The sequence below is a fragment of the Streptomyces flavofungini genome, from assembly GCF_014650815.1.
GTDB classification, from domain to species: Bacteria; Actinomycetota; Actinomycetes; order Streptomycetales; family Streptomycetaceae; genus Streptomyces; species Streptomyces flavofungini.
Window position 1 is genome coordinate 323,230 of sequence record NZ_BMVR01000003.1, and the last position, 15,539, is coordinate 338,768.

12 protein-coding genes and 1 pseudogene are annotated in these 15,539 nt (G+C 73.7%); 5 read left to right on the forward strand and 8 right to left on the reverse strand.

The genetic code is table 11. The features are described 5' to 3' along the window. Positions 1-109: 109 nt before the first annotated feature. From IE274_RS08700 to IE274_RS08710, 3 genes are read left to right on the forward strand one after another with little or no spacing between them, the layout of a single operon-like run. Complete coding sequence (locus IE274_RS08700) at positions 110-388, forward strand: SHOCT domain-containing protein (RefSeq protein ID WP_190115034.1); 279 nt, start codon at positions 110-112, stop codon at positions 386-388. Next, entirely contained in the window at positions 385-1,188 is an 804-nt protein-coding gene (locus IE274_RS08705; protein WP_190115035.1) for an ABC transporter ATP-binding protein, read from the forward strand. The genes IE274_RS08700 and IE274_RS08705 overlap by 4 nt, the downstream gene beginning before the upstream one ends. Beyond that, positions 1,185-3,800 carry an ABC transporter permease gene (locus IE274_RS08710; protein ID WP_190115036.1) on the forward strand — a complete coding sequence of 872 codons (2,616 nt, stop codon included), beginning with the start codon at positions 1,185-1,187 and terminating at the stop codon, positions 3,798-3,800. The genes IE274_RS08705 and IE274_RS08710 overlap by 4 nt, the downstream gene beginning before the upstream one ends. 133 nt (positions 3,801-3,933) lie before the next feature. Here IE274_RS08710 and IE274_RS08715 read toward each other — a convergent pair whose 3' ends face one another. Both IE274_RS08715 and IE274_RS08720 read right to left on the reverse strand, forming a co-directional pair. After that, positions 3,934-4,443, reverse strand: a complete 510-nt coding sequence (locus IE274_RS08715; protein WP_190115037.1) for an ATP-binding protein — start codon at positions 4,441-4,443, stop codon at positions 3,934-3,936. A 188-nt stretch (positions 4,444-4,631) separates the two neighbouring features. Continuing rightward, positions 4,632-4,958: a hypothetical protein gene (locus tag IE274_RS08720; RefSeq protein ID WP_190115038.1), complete on the reverse strand. Its 327-nt coding sequence runs from the start codon at positions 4,956-4,958 to the stop codon at positions 4,632-4,634. Between the two features lie 378 nt (positions 4,959-5,336). On the opposite strand from IE274_RS08720, the gene cds1 reads away from it, so the two are divergent. Then, positions 5,337-6,443: an L-cysteine desulfhydrase Cds1 gene (cds1, locus tag IE274_RS08725; protein ID WP_190115351.1), complete on the forward strand. Its 1,107-nt coding sequence runs from the start codon at positions 5,337-5,339 to the stop codon at positions 6,441-6,443. A gap of 46 nt (positions 6,444-6,489) precedes the next feature. On the opposite strand, the gene IE274_RS08730 is transcribed toward cds1, so the two are convergent. Next, a complete protein-coding gene (locus IE274_RS08730; RefSeq protein ID WP_190115039.1) occupies positions 6,490-6,990 on the reverse strand; it encodes an SRPBCC family protein in 501 nt (166 codons plus the stop codon). 63 nt (positions 6,991-7,053) lie between these two features. Beyond that, complete coding sequence (locus tag IE274_RS08735; RefSeq protein WP_229909383.1) at positions 7,054-7,956, reverse strand: DeoR/GlpR family DNA-binding transcription regulator; 903 nt, start codon at positions 7,954-7,956, stop codon at positions 7,054-7,056. A gap of 397 nt (positions 7,957-8,353) precedes the next feature. Between IE274_RS08735 and IE274_RS08740 the strand changes: the two genes are divergently transcribed. Beyond that, a complete protein-coding gene (locus tag IE274_RS08740) occupies positions 8,354-10,744 on the forward strand; it encodes a hypothetical protein (RefSeq protein ID WP_229909431.1) in 2,391 nt (796 codons plus the stop codon). Here IE274_RS08740 and IE274_RS08745 read toward each other — a convergent pair. The 4 genes and pseudogenes from IE274_RS08745 to IE274_RS08760 form a co-directional block, all read right to left on the reverse strand. Continuing rightward, the gene (locus tag IE274_RS08745) at positions 10,695-13,106 is read right to left on the reverse strand and encodes a right-handed parallel beta-helix repeat-containing protein (RefSeq protein WP_190115040.1); all 2,412 of its coding nucleotides are present in this window, start codon (positions 13,104-13,106) and stop codon (positions 10,695-10,697) included. The genes IE274_RS08740 and IE274_RS08745 overlap by 50 nt on opposite strands. A 325-nt stretch (positions 13,107-13,431) precedes the next feature. Then, positions 13,432-14,037: an Rv1733c family protein gene (locus IE274_RS08750; RefSeq protein WP_190115041.1), complete on the reverse strand. Its 606-nt coding sequence runs from the start codon at positions 14,035-14,037 to the stop codon at positions 13,432-13,434. Positions 14,038-14,257: 220 nt separating this feature from the next. Further along, positions 14,258-14,857: pseudogene (locus IE274_RS08755) on the reverse strand (MOSC domain-containing protein). 51 nt (positions 14,858-14,908) lie between these two features. After that, positions 14,909-15,385, reverse strand: coding sequence for a DUF6643 family protein (locus IE274_RS08760; RefSeq protein WP_190115042.1), 477 nt, complete (start codon positions 15,383-15,385; stop codon positions 14,909-14,911). Between the last annotated feature and the right edge of the window lie 154 nt (positions 15,386-15,539).

Consider the following 15,539-nt stretch of genomic DNA (forward strand, 5'->3'; position numbering starts at 1 on the left):
TCAGGCCCCCTGGAGAGGAGTCTCGAAAGCGATCGGAACCAGTGCGCACCGAGGGCGAGAAGCCCAGGTCACGCGGCTGGTACCCGCGCTTCCCGAGGAGATGGACACCATGCAGACCCTGGCATTCGAGGGCGGACCCGGCCCGTGGATCCTGTTCTTCCCGTTGATCTGGGCGGCCGTCGTCATCGGCGTCGTGACCTTCCTGCGCCGCACCGTCTGGCGCGGCCGGCGCGGACCCTGGCGGCCCGGCGGGAGCGACGACAAGTCGCCGATCGCCGTGCTCGACCACCGCTTCGCCGCCGGTGAGATCGACGAGGACGAGTACTGGCGCCGACTGAGCGTCCTCAACGAGGAGTTCGGCCGCACCGCCAAGGGAGGCAGGGCATGAGCACCGCCACCTCCCGGCAGCGCCCCGCGGCCCCGGACGCCGCCCGGGTCGAGGCGGCCGTGAAGGTCTACGGCTCCTCCTCCGACACCGCGGTGACCGCGCTCGACGGCGTGAGCGTCGGCTTCCCCGCCGGGCGCTTCACCGCGATCATGGGCCCGTCGGGCTCGGGCAAGTCCACGCTGATGCACTGCGCGGCCGGTCTGGACACGCTGACCGCCGGTTCCGCGTACATCGGCGACACCGAGCTCGGCCCGCTCGACGACCGGCGCCTGACCGTGCTGCGCCGCGACCGCGTCGGCTTCGTCTTCCAGGCCTTCAACCTGGTGCCGACGCTGACCGTGGCGGAGAACATCCGGCTGCCCATGGACCTGGCGGGGCGGCGCTTCGACCAGGAGAGCCTGGAGTGGACGGACGCCCTCATCGACGTCGTCGGCCTGCGCGACCGGCTGCGCCACCGGCCCGCCGAACTCTCCGGCGGCCAGCAGCAACGCGTCGCCGTGGCCCGGGCGTTCGCGGGCCGCCCCGACGTCGTCTTCGCCGACGAGCCCACCGGCAACCTGGACTCGCGCTCCGGCGAGGAGGTCCTCGGGCTGCTCGGCCGGGCGGTGCGCGAGATGGGCCGCACCGTCGTCATGGTCACCCACGACCCGGTGGCCGCCGCCCACGCCGACGAGGTCGTCTTCCTCGCCGACGGCCGTCTCGTGGACCGGATGGAGGCGCCCACGGCCGACAAGGTCCTCGACCGACTCAAGGCGTTCGACACGAGGTCCGCAACCGTGCCCGAAGGAGCGCGCTCATGAGTGCCACCGGCTCGCCGATCCCCGCGGGGCGCGGCCGTCCCACCGGCTCCACGGCCGCCGCCCTGCGGATCAGCCTCACCTCGCTGCGCGGCCACAAGCGCCGCTTCGCCGGTACGTTCTTCGCGGTGCTGCTCGGTGTCGCCTTCCTGGCGGGCACGCTCGTCATGGGCGACACCCTGCGCGCCAGCTTCGACACGATGTTCGGCAACGCCACCCGCGGCACCGACGCGGTCGTCCGCAGCGCCAACACCATCACCACCCCCGGCGAGAGCCAGGGCGTCCGCCAGGCCGTCGACACGTCCCTGGTCGACCGCGTCGAGAAGGTCCCGGGCGTCGCCGCCGCCGTGCCCAGCATCCAGGGCGCGGGGCAGCTCGTCGGCAAGGACGGCGACCCCGTCGGCGGTCAGGGCCCGCCCACCCTCGCCGGGAACTGGATCACCGACCCGGAGCTGAACGCCTACCGCCTGGCCGAGGGCCGCGCCCCCGCCAGGAGCGGCGAGGTGGTCGTCAACCGGGGCGCCGCCGACAGCGGCGGCCTGAAGGTCGGCGACACCACGACGCTGCGCACCCCCGACCCCGTCAAGGTCACGATCGTGGGCCTCGCCACGTTCGGCGGCGAGGACGGCATGGCGCAGACGACGTTCACGGGCATGACGCAGGCCGACGCCGAGAAGTACCTGATGCCGAAGCCCGGCGAGGCCGCGACCGTGCAGGTGCGCGCCGGACCCGGCACCGGACAGCAGGAACTCGTCGACGCGCTGACTCCCGTACTGCCGAAGGGAGTCGAGGCCATCACCGGGCAGGAGGCGGCGGACGAGAACTCCGACATGATCTCCGGTCAGTTCCTGACCCTGTTCACCACGTTCCTGCTGGTCTTCTCCGGCATCGCGCTGCTCGTGGCCACCTTCTCCATCCACAACACCTTCGCGATCGTCGTGGCCCAGCGCACCCGCGAGAACGCGCTCCTGCGCGCCCTCGGCGCCTCCCGCCGCCAGGTCACCGCGTCGACGCTGACCGAGGCGGGCGTCGTCGCCGTGGTGGCGTCCGCCGCGGGCCTCGCGGGCGGCATCGGCATCGCCGCCGGGCTCCAGGCGCTGTTTCCGGCCATCGGATTCCCCTTCCCCGAGGGCGACTTGGTGATCAGCGGTACGTCGATGCTGCTGCCCCTCGCGGTCGGCATCGCCGTGTGCGTGGCCTCCGCGCTGCTGCCCGCCGTCCGCGCCGGCCGCACCGCACCGCTGGCGGCCCTGCGCGAGACGGCGGTCGACCAGTCCGGCGCGTCCCGCACCCGCGCGGTCGTCGGCACCGTCCTCGGCCTCACCGCCGTCGCCCTCACCCTGGTCGGAGTGCTCGCCTCGCCGTCCATCTGGCTGGCGGGCGGCGGCGCGGTCCTCGCCCTCGCCGCGTTCGTGGTCCTCGGGCCCGTCGCGTCCTCGCGGGCGGTACGGATCCTCGGCGGGCCGCTCGACCGGCTGCGCGGCGTCACCGGCTCGCTGGCCCGCCGCAACGCCCTGCGCAGCCCCAGGCGGACCGCGGCCACCGCGAGCGCCCTGATGATCGGCGTCGCCGTCGTCTGCCTGTTCACCGTCTTCGGCGCCTCGCTGAAGGCCACCATGGACCAGACGGTGTCGCGTTCCTTCGCGGGCGACATCGCGGTCAGCACCCCGTCGTTCGGCGCGGGCGGCAGCGGGCTCAGCCCCCGGCTCGCCCCCGCCGTCGCGAAGCGCCCGGAGGTCGCCACGGCCGTCGGCCTCGGCAGGGGAGTGGCCGAAGTCAACGGCGACGGACGGGCGTTGACCGTCACCGACCCGATCGCGCTCGCCAAGTCCTTCGACCTCGGCAAGGTCGACGGATCGCTGCGTCGCCTCGGCACCGACGGCATCGCGCTCACCCGCGCGGAGGCCGACAAGCAGCACCTCAAGGTCGGCGACCGGGCCGAACTCGCCTTCACCGACGGCAAGAAGGACACCTTCACGGTCCGCGCCGTCTACGGCCGGTCCGAGCTGGCGGGCGACTACGTCATCACCCGTGCCGCCTGGGCCCCGCACCGCGCCCAGGACTCCGACACGCTGGTGTCGGTGACCTTCAAGGACGGCGTGAGCGCGAAGGACGGCGAGGCCGCGGTGTCCGCCGTGGCGAAGGAGTACGGCAACCCGGAGGTCCAGACCCGCGACGAGTACGCGCAGTCCGCGGCGGGCGGCATCGACATGATGCTGACCCTCGTCTACGCGCTGCTCGCCCTCGCCGTCCTCATCGCCCTGCTCGGCATCGCCAACACGCTCACCCTCGCCGTGCACGAACGCACCCGCGAGCTGGGCCTGCTGCGCGCCGTCGGCCAGACCCGCGGCCAACTGCGGGCCATGGTCCGCTGGGAGTCCGTCCTGGTCGCCGCGTTCGGCACGGCGGGCGGCCTGGCACTCGGCGGCTTCCTCGGCTGGGTCCTGGTCAAGGCGTCCGACGGCGCGTCCGACAGCGCCTTCGCGTTCGCGCTGCCGCCGACGCAACTCGCCGTGGCCGCCCTGGTGGGCCTGGCGGCCGGAGCCCTCGCGGGGCTGCGTCCGGCCCGGCGCGCCGCCCGCCTCGACGTCCTGCGGGCCATCGCCGCGGAGTGACGCACGGGGCGAGCGGTGCCGCGGCCACGGCGGCGCACGAGTTCGCGTACGCGCGCGGCCGTAGGCGGCCTTGTACGAGAAGGGCTACGCCAACGCGTACGACACGGCACGCGGAGGTGACGTCACCGCCCGGTCAGCCGGCAACGGCGGACCGGGCGGGAGCATGGGCGCCGACAGCGGGAGCCACGGTGAACGGTTCGGCGCACGCGGCGTCGTACACGGGGTATGCCGGCAGTGGTGCGGTGGCGGTGGGCGCGCAGAGCGTGAACCAGACGACCTTGCCCGCGTCGCCCTGCGGCTGCGCGCCCCAGCTCTCGCTGACCGCCGCGACCATCGCGAGCCCGCGCCCGCAGGTTTCGAACGGGTCGGCGTCGCGCACCACGGGAAGCCTCGGATCGTGGTCGTGGACGGAGACCATCAGGCGTTCGAGCAGCAGCTCGATCTCCACCGTGCAGGTCTTGTCCGGTTCGGCGTGCCGGTGGACGTTGGCCAACAACTCGGTCACGCCGAGCGCGGCCTGGTCTATCAAGGGGTCGAGATGCCAGTAGCGCAACTGCGCAGAGACGATTCTGCGGACCTGGCCGATCCGCGACGGCAGGGCTTGGAGCTCTACCGTGCAATGCCTGCTTGGCTGGCTGATCACGGTGCGACTCCCCGAATTGAGGTCCGGAAGAAGACGGCGTTCGGATCCAGCAGGGGCCGCTCGCGCCGCCGCCTGCTGTGGTGACCGGCGGGCTGGTTCGCAGCGTTATCACCGGTAAACCCAGAGTGATGTGACACCAGCGTGACCCAGGGGGTGGGGGCGTGCAACTCGCGCCCCGGTCGCGCCCCTCAGTCCCGGCGCCCGCCGGTAGCGAGACGTACCGCTTCGAGGAAGGTCCGTACCGTGGGTGGACCGGCCTCCCCGGGCACCGGATCGTGATCCCCGAGCGTCAGCAGATAGCGGGTGCCGTTCACCTCGGCGAGCGCCTTGTCCTGTGGGACGAACCATGGCTTGGCCGTGCGCACCGCACGCAGCGGCGCACTGTCGATCTCCGTGCCGTAACTGGTGAGCAACTCCAGCCTGCCGTCGCTGATCCGGACCTGGCCCGCATGGGTCAGCGACCGCAGCCGCCGCCCGATCCGTACGCCCGTGGCCCTGAACTCCGGCTCCGCCATGAGGCTCCGCCCCCTCGTGCGCCTGGTGTCGACGCGCCCTAGGTCTGGTCGCGCACGGTGCCGTACGCCCGTCGTACGGCACCTGCTGGGAACCTACCCCTGTTCCGTGCGGTGCAGTGTGCACGCGCACGGCGTCGAGGACCAGTGTGCCCGGCCACGTCGCACATGCCACTTCGGTGCGTGACCGCCGGGGCGCGCAGAGGGGGCCACCCGGTGGGCAAGGGCCACCTTTGAGGGGGCGAAAGGTGTGTTTATGCAGGTGAGGGCCGTGTTGTGGGTGTTTATCATCGAGGTGTCCGGCCGGATCGATCCCGTTCCGGCACGAGGCCTAAGGAGCCCGTGGTGAGCACCATCCAGCACGATCCGGCCGACGAGCCGATGGCCACGCTCGACGTGGACCGCAGCGACGAGGAATACCGCACCTGGCTGAAAGAGGCCGTGCGCAAGGTCCAGGCCGACGCCAACCGCTCCGCGGACACCCACCTCCTGCGCTTCCCACTGCCCGAGCACTGGGGCATCGACCTGTATCTGAAGGACGAGTCGACGCATCCGACCGGCAGCCTCAAGCACCGGCTCGCCCGCTCACTGTTTCTGTACGGCCTGTGCAATGGCTGGATCCGTCCAGGCCGCCCCGTGATCGAGGCCTCCAGTGGCTCGACAGCCGTCTCCGAGGCGTACTTCGCGAAACTCATCGGGGTCCCCTTCATCGCGGTGATGCCGCGCACGACGAGCGCCGAGAAGTGCCGCCTCATCGAATTCCACGGCGGCCGGTGCCACTTCGTGGACGACTCGCGCACCATGTACGCGGAGTCCGCCCGGCTCGCCGTCGAGACCGGCGGCCACTACATGGACCAGTTCACCTACGCGGAACGGGCCACCGACTGGCGCGGCAACAACAACATCGCCGAGTCGATGTTCCAGCAACTGCGTCTTGAGCGGCACCCGGAGCCCGCCTGGATCGTCGCCACGGCCGGCACCGGCGGCACCTCCGCGACCATCGCGCGCTACGTCCACTACATGCAGCACGACACCCGGATCTGCGTCGCCGACCCGGAGAACTCCTGCTTCTTCGACGGCTGGACGAAGAACGACCCGGACGCCGCCAGCGACTGCGGCTCGCGCATCGAGGGCATCGGCAGGCCGCGCATGGAGCCGAGCTTCGTGCCCGGCGCCATCGACCGCATGATGAGGGTCCCCGACGCCGCGAGCGTCGCCGCCGTGCGCGCCCTGGACCGGGCCATCGGCCGCAAGGCGGGCGGCTCGACCGGCACGGGCCTGTGGAGCGCCCTCCGCATCACCGCGGAGATGGTGGCCGCGGGCCGCACCGGCAGCGTCGTCACCCTCATCTGCGACCCGGGCGACCGCTACTTGGACAAGTACTACTCGGACGCGTGGCTGGCGGAGCAGGGGCTCGACATCACGCCGTACGAGCGGACGATAGAGGGGCTGCTCGCCACGGGGGAGTGGCCCGCGCAGGCCCACTAGTGCCGCGGGGCCGGGGCGACGGGGCGGCGGAGCGGCCGGGGTCGGCTCAGGCGCCGGTCGCGCCGGAGAGGTGCCGGTCCAGGGTCGCGACCGCGTCGTGGAAGGACTTGCCGAAGCCCCGGCGGCCGCCGCGCTTCATGAGGAACCGCGTCAGGGGCACGGCGTCCGCGGCGTACGTCCACTGCACGCGGGTGCCCGGGCCCCGGCCGTCGGCGGGCTCCAGCGGGGTGAGCCGCCACTCCTCCACCAGGGCGCGCAGGCCGGGGAAGTTGGTCAGGTCGACGCGGTAGGCGTACCGCGTGGGCGCCTCCCTGGCGAGGAAGGTCTCGCGGAACCAGAAGCGGCCCTGGATGCGCACCAGGCGGCCGGTGTCGTCGTCGAAGGGCCGCGCGTACACGACCGAGCTGTGCCACGCGGGCAGTCGGCGGACGTCCTCAAGGACCTCGTACACCGCCTCGGGCGGGGCCGCGACGTCGTGTGTGAACACCAGCCGTACGGGAGCGGTCTTGAGGAACTCCAGGCCCTCGGGCCGCAGTCGGCGAGGCATGAACGCGACCCCCAGGCGGGACGAGGCGGTTGACCGGGCCCGCCCACCATAGCCGGGGGCCCGTCAGAAGTCTGCGGAGTTCCCGGCGGTCGCGGTGCCGGAGGTGTCCGGGGCGTCGGTGGCGGCTGTGGTGTCTGCGCTGTCTGCGCTGTCTTCGGGCGCGCCCGCGACCAGGAGCCGCCGCAGCTGCTCGGAGATCTCCGCGCGGGCCCGCGCGGGCAGCCCCGCGTCCGTCACCAGCGTGTCCACCTGTTCGAGCGTGGCGAACGAACTCAGGCCCACCGTGCCCCACTTGGTGTGGTCCGCGACCACGACCACCCGGCGCGCGGACCGCACCAGGCGCCGGTTCGTCTCCGCCTCCGCGAGGTTGGGCGTGGACAGACCGGCCTCCGCCGATATGCCGTGCACGCCGAGGAACAGCACGTCGAAGTGGAGCGCCGCGATCGCCTGGTCGGCGACCGGCCCGACCAGCGAGTCCGACGGCGTGCGCACCCCGCCCGTGAGCACCACCGTGGCCGCGCCCTGGCGCTGCCCGGAGCTGCGCTGCGCGGAGTGGAAGACGTCCGCCACCCGCACCGAGTTCGTCACGACCGTCAGGTCCGGGACGTCGAGCAGTTGATGGGCGAGCGCGTACGTCGTCGTGCCGCCGGAGAGCGCGATGGCCGTGCCCGGCGCCACCAGCGTCGCCGCGGTCCGGGCGATGTCCTCCTTGGCGCTCAGCTCCAGGCCCGACTTCGCCTCGAAGCCCGGCTCGTGCGTGCTGGCCTCGGCCACCGGCACGGCGCCGCCGTGCACCTTCTCCAGGACGCCGAGGCGGGCGAGCGCGTCCAGATCGCGCCGGACGGTCATGTCCGACACACCCAGTTTTCTGGTGAGTTCATTGACGCGGACACCGCCGCGGCGGCGCACCTCGTCGAGGATCAGGGCGCGACGCTGCTCCGCGAGGAGGTTCTGATTCTCACTCACGTCAGGTCCGGCCCTTTCGCCTAGTCAAGCCCGTCACCGGGTCGCCTCATCCTCGCACGAGCCGTCGTTGCGGGTACCACCGACCGGGCGGCCCCGCCATCCGGAAGGGGGACCTGCCGAAGGGGGAGATTACGTGAGGGTGGCTGCGTGCGGGGCCGGAACCGGCGATCCTTGTGTCCCTGCACGGCTTGCATGGCCCGTACCCGGCCCATGACAGCGCACGACTCGGGGGAGCGGAACAGTGGAGCGCGCCACGGCGGCCCGGACCGCCCAGAAGCAGGCACCGGCACACCCAGAACACCCAGAACACACGGCGCGCCCGGCACACAGCGAAGAGGCCGAGCCGATCGCCCTGGAACTCCTCGTCCACGGCGTCGGCGGCACCACGCCCGCGGAGATGCTCGGCGACCCCCGCACCGTCCGCGTCCTGGGCGACGGCACCGCGGCCGTCCACCGCCGCGCCGACGACGTGGACGCCGAGTCCCGCCCCGCGGACTACCGCGACCACCCGGTCCCGGAGGCCTACGTCTGGTCCAACCTGACCTCGGGCAACGGCTCCCGCGCCCTGTGGCTGCTGCTCCTGCCGTTCATGGTCGTCAACCTCGCCCACTGGATGCGGCCCACGGCCCGCCGCGCCAAACGCGCCGTGCGGACGTACGGCCTCCTGGTGCGCCTGGTCGCCCTCACCCTCACCGTGCTCCTGATCGCCGCCGCCTGCGAGATCGCCATCGACCTGACCGCCTGGCAGTGTGCGGGCACCCGCGCCTGCGTCGACGACCACTCCTGGCTCGGTTTCCTCGCGCCGGAGTCCGCCGGGGGCGGCGGCTGGTGGTCGCAGCCCGGCCGCCGCCTCGCGCTCGCCGCGCTGCTTCCCGCCGCGCTCACCGGCCTCCTCTGGTACCTGTCCCACCGCACCTGGAGCGCGTACGAGTCCCAGCAGCCGCTGCCGCACCAGCCGGACCCGGAGGAGACCAGCCGCAACGCGCTCGGCAAGCCCGGCTTCTGGTACGGCCGCAGGCTCGTCGCCCGGCTGCGCGCCGCCCACACGGCCGCGGGCCTCCTCACGGTCGCTGCCGCCGTCGGCACCTCGGCCGCCCGGTACGACCGCAGGCCCGGCGGGCCCGCCCTCCTCGACGTCCTCGGCTGGGCGCTGGACTCGGCGCTCGTCGTGGCCGGCGCCGTCGTCGTATGGGTGGTGTGCCGCCGGGGCCGCAGCGAGAACCGCCTCGACCGGCGCCTGGACCGCACCCTGGTGCGCCGACTGCCCCTCGCCGCCCTCGCGCTGCTCGTCCTCGCCGTCCTGTACGCCGGGTGGTCCCGCCCCGGCTGGACCTCGACCGGCCGGCTCCCCGGCAACACGACGTTCGGCGGCATCACCCTCGTCCAGGGCGCCCTGGTGCTCGCCCTCGCCGTGGCGGCCGGCCACATCCACCGCACGTCCCCGGACGCCCGCACCGCCATCCGCGGCCTCGGCGGACCCGCCGTCGCCATGCTGGCCTGCGCCCTCGGCGGGGTGATGTCGGGCGGCGGCTCGCAGCGCGTCGCCGACTGGCTCGACGGGTCCGGGTCGCCCGGCGCGGGCGGCTCGATCGACGGCCCGCCCGCGCTCCTCACCTGGCAGGCGTCCGTCATCCCGCCGCTCCTCGTGGTCGTCGCCGCGCTGTGCGGCTGGCTCGCGGTGCGCACCGCCCAGCGGCTGCGCCGCGAGCTGGCCCAGGTGCCGCGCGACTATCCGGACGAGCGCCCGGACACGGCCCGTACGCGCCGCATCGCGAGCACCCGCGCGGGCGCCGCCCTCACCGACCGGGTGCCGCAGATCGTCGGCGTGGCCTCGGCCGCGACGCTGCTGCTCGGCGCGGCGGCCCTCGTCGGCGCCTGGGCCACCGGCAAGGTGCCGGGCGAGGCGGCGCAGAGCGCGCCCGCCTTCATCGAGGGCACCGCCGAGACCGCGCAGGCCCTGGGCTCCTGGCTGATCGGACTCGGCTTCATACTGTTCGTCACCTGGGGCCGCCGCGCGTACCGTGACCCCTCCGCCCGCCGCACCATCGGCATCCTGTGGGACGTCGGCACGTTCTGGCCGCGCGCGGCCCACCCCTTCGCGCCGCCCTGCTACGCGGAGCGCGCGGTGCCCGACCTGACCTGGCGCATGCACACCTGGACGCGTGCCACCGGTGGCCGCCTGGTCCTCTCCGGCCACTCGCAGGGCAGTGTGCTCGCGGCGGCCGCGGCCTGGCAGCTGCTGCCCTCCGTACGCAAACGCGTCGCGCTCCTCACGTACGGCTCACCGCTGGAGCGCCTCTACGGACGCTGGTTCCCCGCGCACTTCGGCCCGGCCGCCCTCAGCTCCCTGCACCGCGAGGTCGACTGCTGGCGCAACCTGCACCGGCCCACCGACCCCATCGGCGGCCCCGTCCGCCTCCACGGCGACTGCGGTCCGCAGGTCGACCGGGAGCCGCTGAAGGACCCGCTGGCGTACGGCCGCACCGAGGCGCACCCGCTGCCCGCGCCGATCCTCGGGCACGGTGACTACCAGGCGGACCCGGCGTTCGCGGAGGAGCGGGGACGGTTGCTGGCGCGGCTCCGGCCCGCGGTGCCGGGGCCTCGGCCGGAGGGCGGGGCGGTGCCCGCGGCCGCGGGGACGTCCGCAGCCTCGGGGACGGACGCAGCCCCGGGGACGGACGCAGCCCCGGGGGCGGACGCGGCCCCGGGGGCGTCCGAAGCCGCAAGGACCCCCGACGCTACGGAAAGTCCGGAAGGTCCGGCAGGTCGTCCGAGTACAGCAGGGTGAGGTCGTCCGTGCTCGGTTCGCCGAGCTGGGCGACCCGGCCCGCGTGCCGCTCCACCATCGCCTCGAACGTCTGGCGCGCCGTGCGGCCGTTGCCGAACGCCGGGCCCTTCGGGATCGCCGTGAAGTACTTGAGCAGCGCTTCCCCCGCGCCCGGGGCCAGCGTGTACTCGTGCTCCTCGGTCTGCTGCTCGACGATGCGCAGCAACTCCTCCGGGGCGTAGTCGCCGAAGGTGATGGTGCGCGAGAAGCGGGACGCCACACCGGGGTTGACGGACAGGAAGCGGCTCATCTCCGCCGTGTAGCCCGCGACGATGACCACCACCGCGTCGCGCTGGTCCTCCATCAGCTTCACGAGCGTGTCGATGGCCTCGCGGCCGAAGTCCCGCCCGGAGTCCTCGGGGGACAGCGCGTACGCCTCGTCGATGAACAGGACGCCGCCACGGGCCCGTTCGAAGGCCTCCTGGGTGCGGATCGCCGTCGAGCCGATGTGCTCGCCCACCAGGTCCACGCGGGACACCTCGACGAGATGGCCGCGCTCCAGGACGCCGAGCGAGGCGAGGATCTCGCCGTAGAGCCGGGCGACGGTCGTCTTGCCGGTGCCGGGGGAGCCCGTGAACACCAGATGGCGGCGTACGGAGGCGGCCTTGAGGCCGGCCTCCTGGCGCCGCCGCCCCACCTCGATCATGTCGGTGAGGGCCCGCACCTCGCGCTTGACGCTCTCCAGGCCGACCAGCGTGTCCAGTTCACCGAGCACGTCCTTCGACGAGCGGGACTCCTGCGCGGGGACGGCCGGGGCGGTCTCCTCCGGCTCGCGGCGGGCGGGCACCGCGCCGAGCAGCCCCGGGGACTGGGTGGCCGTCAGCGTGACCGGCTCCGGCGCGGCGGGCCGGATGCTCGCGCTCTCGTCGCTGGTGCAGTCCTCGACGAGCGGCCCGTCCTCCGCGAACTCGTAACCTCCCCGCGCGCACCGCTCCGTACGGCACCTGCGCAGCGTCGTACGACAGCCGTCGATGATGTGGAAGCCGTAGCCGCCGCTGCCGATGACCTTGCAGCGGTCCAGGCTGCCGCGGCCGCCCGCGGAGACGTAGAAGCCCGCCTCGGCGGGGGAGGTGACCGTGCACCGCTCGATCGTGGGGTCGGCGCCCTTGGTGACGATCACGCCCGTCTGGGTGCCGTCGACCGTACAGCCCGCGAGGACGCCGCCGCTGCCGTGGTCGCGGAACCAGGCGCCGGTCGCGGCCTCGCGGATGCGCACGTCGTCCAGTTGCGCCGTCGCGCCGTCGCTCACCGACACCGCCGTGTTGCGGACCTGGGTCAGATCGCTGTCGACGACGTCCACGCGCGAGCCGCGGTCGAGGACGAACAGCGCGTCCGGCACGTCGTGCACCCGGCACGACTCCAGGACGGCCGTCGCGCCGTCGCTGACCCACACGGCCGGATAGTCGCCCGTACTGTCGTGGATCTCGCACTGGTTGGCGTCGACGCGGGTGCCCGGGTCCCACACGGAGAGGCCGTTGCGGCCGAACTCGCGGACGGTGGTGCGCGTCAGCGTCAGGACCGAGCGGGAGCGCAGGTCGACCGCGTTCTCCGGGATGTCGTGGATGCGGCAGTCGGCGAGGGTGAGGACGGCGTCGGTGTCGAGGGTGACGCCGTCGGACGTCGTGCGGTGCACGTCGCAGTCCGTCAGGTGCGCCGTGGCCCGCGCGGTGATCTGCACGCCCGAGCCCTTGATCTCGTACACCTCGCAGCCGACGGCCTCCAGGCCGCTGCCCTCACCGGTGACGGAGAGTCCGGCGCCCGAGGCGTGGTGCACCCGGCAGCGCTCCAGGCGCGGATGCCCGCCGCCGCGCACCGCGACGCCCGACTGGCCCGCGGCGACGACCTCGCACTCCTCGAACACCCCGCCCCCGCCGTCGAGCACGCCGATGCCGATGCCGCCCGGGTTGTCGACCGTGCAGCGGCGCAGCGTCGGGCGGGCGCCGCCGCGCACCTCGATGCCGGCGGCGGAGCGCGTCATCACCCGCACGTCCGTCAACTCGGGGGCGCCGTCCTCGATGAGCAGCGCGGGCGCGGCCGAGTCCTGGCCCTCCACATGGAGGTCCTGCACGAGCGCGGACGCCCGCACCGTCAGCGGCACCCCGTCCACCGGCGCGATGCGCACGGAACCGGGGGAGCCCTCGGGGCCGCGCAGCGTCACGGCGCGCTGGACGACGAGGTTCTCGCGGTACGTCCCCGGGGCCACCGTCAGGACGTCCCCGTCGCTCGCGGCCTCCAGGGCGGCCGCCAGCGATGCGTACTCGCCTGTGCGGCGCCGCCACCGCGACGTACCGGTGTGCGTCACCTGGACCGTGCCCTGTGCCATGGAGTTGCTCTGCCCCCACCTCGAAGTTCGCGGGACCTCGCGCCCGCGCGCAAGGAGACCGAAGAGTTCGCCCGGTCCACCGTAGCGCGCGGAGGGAGGGGGAGTTGACCTGATGGCCGGGCCGGTGACAACGGTCTCACCTGCTCAAGCACGGGCGATCGTCGGCTGGGGAGCGTGGGTTCGCGTGTGCGAGCGTTTGCCGTGCCCGGCGGCTCACGTGCCCGTGTCCGCCTGCGCGAGCGGTTCCGCGCCTGCTTGCTCCAGCGTCCGCGCTCGCCTGCCCAAGAGGCTGTGCCCGCGCCCCCCGGCGTCCGCGCGCGCCCGCTCAGGCACCCGTTCCCGCCCGCCCCCAGTCCGGCCCGGCCTTGTCCCACGCCTGGTCCCAGCGGGCGTAGCGGCGGCGGACGGCGCGCCAGACGAGAACGCGCCTGCCGCCCTCGATGAGGCCGGCGCAGGCGAGGGCGGCGCCGAGGCCGGCCAGGGCGGCGTGGGTCGTCGCCGTGGCGGTGTCCAGGGGGCGGCCGACGATGCGGCCGTGACCGTCGGTCCAGACGCGGAACCGGTCGCCCGGGTGCGGGGACTTGAGGTCGGAGGCGACCGTGCCCGCCTGCCCCGAGCCGTCCGGTCCGGTCCAGCTCGCGAGCACCCGACGGTGGGCGTCGCGCGCCGATGACGTCTCGGGGTCGGGGTCGAGCGGGGGCTGGTCGAGCTTCTGCAGCACGGTGGCGACGACGCTGTGCCGGGCCTCGCGCTGGGCCTGGACCGAACGCAGCAGCGCGTCATGCGTGAGCACTCCGGCGACCGCGCCGACGACGGGGGCCGCGACCACGATCAGCACGAGGGCGGCGAGTGCCAGCCAGGCCTCGGCGAGGTCGGTGCCGCGGCGCAGCGGATTGCGGCGCCAGCGCCAGAGTCCGGAGATCGCTCGCACAGTCCTGCACCCCCTTCCGCGTCCGTGATAGCCGCGAACGGCACGGCGCACGCCCGGAAGGCGGGAAGAGAGAGCGACATCACCCTGCGGGACCTCGCACGTCCTCACCCCGCCGGTGCCCTTGTCCCGCATGCCGCGGGCGGGGCAGCCGGGCTTCACCGAAGCCTCCATCGGCTTCAACGTCCTTCTCCCGACGTCGAGTTCCCCGGCCGGACGGCGTTCATTCGAGGATCGTCAGCCGGTCACCGATTCGAATGGTTCCGGTCGCTTCCGGGATCAGGTTGACACCGAAGAGCAGCTGGTCACCGCAGCGGCGATGGCGGACGAGGGTGCGCAACGGCTCCTGCCGCGCCCGGCGGTGCGCTGGTCGGTGGTGGTGACGACGCACCGCGCGCACGGCCTGGCCGCGCGGAACTCCACGGCGCCGACGGCGCGGCGCGCCCAGGCGTCCGCCACCCACGGCGGCATGCCCGCCACGACGGCATTCGGCCGGAACCGGTTCGTGGGCAGCGGGCCCTCGTCCGGGTGGTCGCCCTGTGCGACGAGCCCTCCCGGGCTCCGGTACGCCGACGGCGAGCGGCTCCATGCCGGGTGCGGACACGGCGGGGTGCGGACACGCCTGTGCCGCCGTCGGCCAGCGGCTCGACGGCGACCAACGCCAGGCACGGTGGGGGCCGTTGGGTCACGGCCCGGCCCGCGCTGTCGATCAACACCCGTCTCCGGTCACCCGCGAGCCCCAGAGCTCCACGACGGCCTCACGCGGAGCGTGCCCCCCGGCCGCCTTCTGCGGGTGGATGTGGATCGAGTGGACCGCGGACATCGGCCTGCGGCCATGCTGCCAGCGGTCACTGACAGCGACGGCCGCCGCCGATCAGTAGCCCCGGTGCTGCCGGTTGTACGGATCCTCGTGCGGCGCCGGGGCCGGGCGGGGCGCCGCGGGACGCATCGCCTCGTACCCCGTGCCGCCCATCGGGCGCTGCTGCTGCGGGCCCGGATAGCCGCGCGGGGCGCCGGCCTGCTGCGGGATGTACGGCGCCGGGGCCTGTTGCAGCGGTGCGGGCTGCGGGGCGGGCGCGTAGCCGTACGCCGGGTTCGGGTGCGCGGCGGCGGGCATGGGTGCCTGGGCCATGGCGGCCGCCGGGTGGTAGCCCGAGGGGCCGGACGGCAGGGCGGGCAGCGCTGCCGGCAGGGCGGGGAGGTGGCTGCCCGTGTCGTACGCGGAGGGGACCCGGATCGGAGCGATCTGAGGAGTGCCCCGCTCGGCGACGAGTGAGTCGTAGATCGGGGTGTCCGGGAAGGACGGCGCGGAGTAGTAACCGCCGCCATAGGTGGAGCGGGGGGAGGTCATGCTCCATAAGTTAAGCCCTTGATGTGCTGGTTGGGGAGACCGATAAGAGGGTTGTTTTACGTGTCGCCAGGGGCTGTGGATCCCCAATGCGAGCGAACTTGGGAAAATCGGTCGCGCCACAGCGTAGGGATCGTGTAAATAGCGCGTTCCTCAG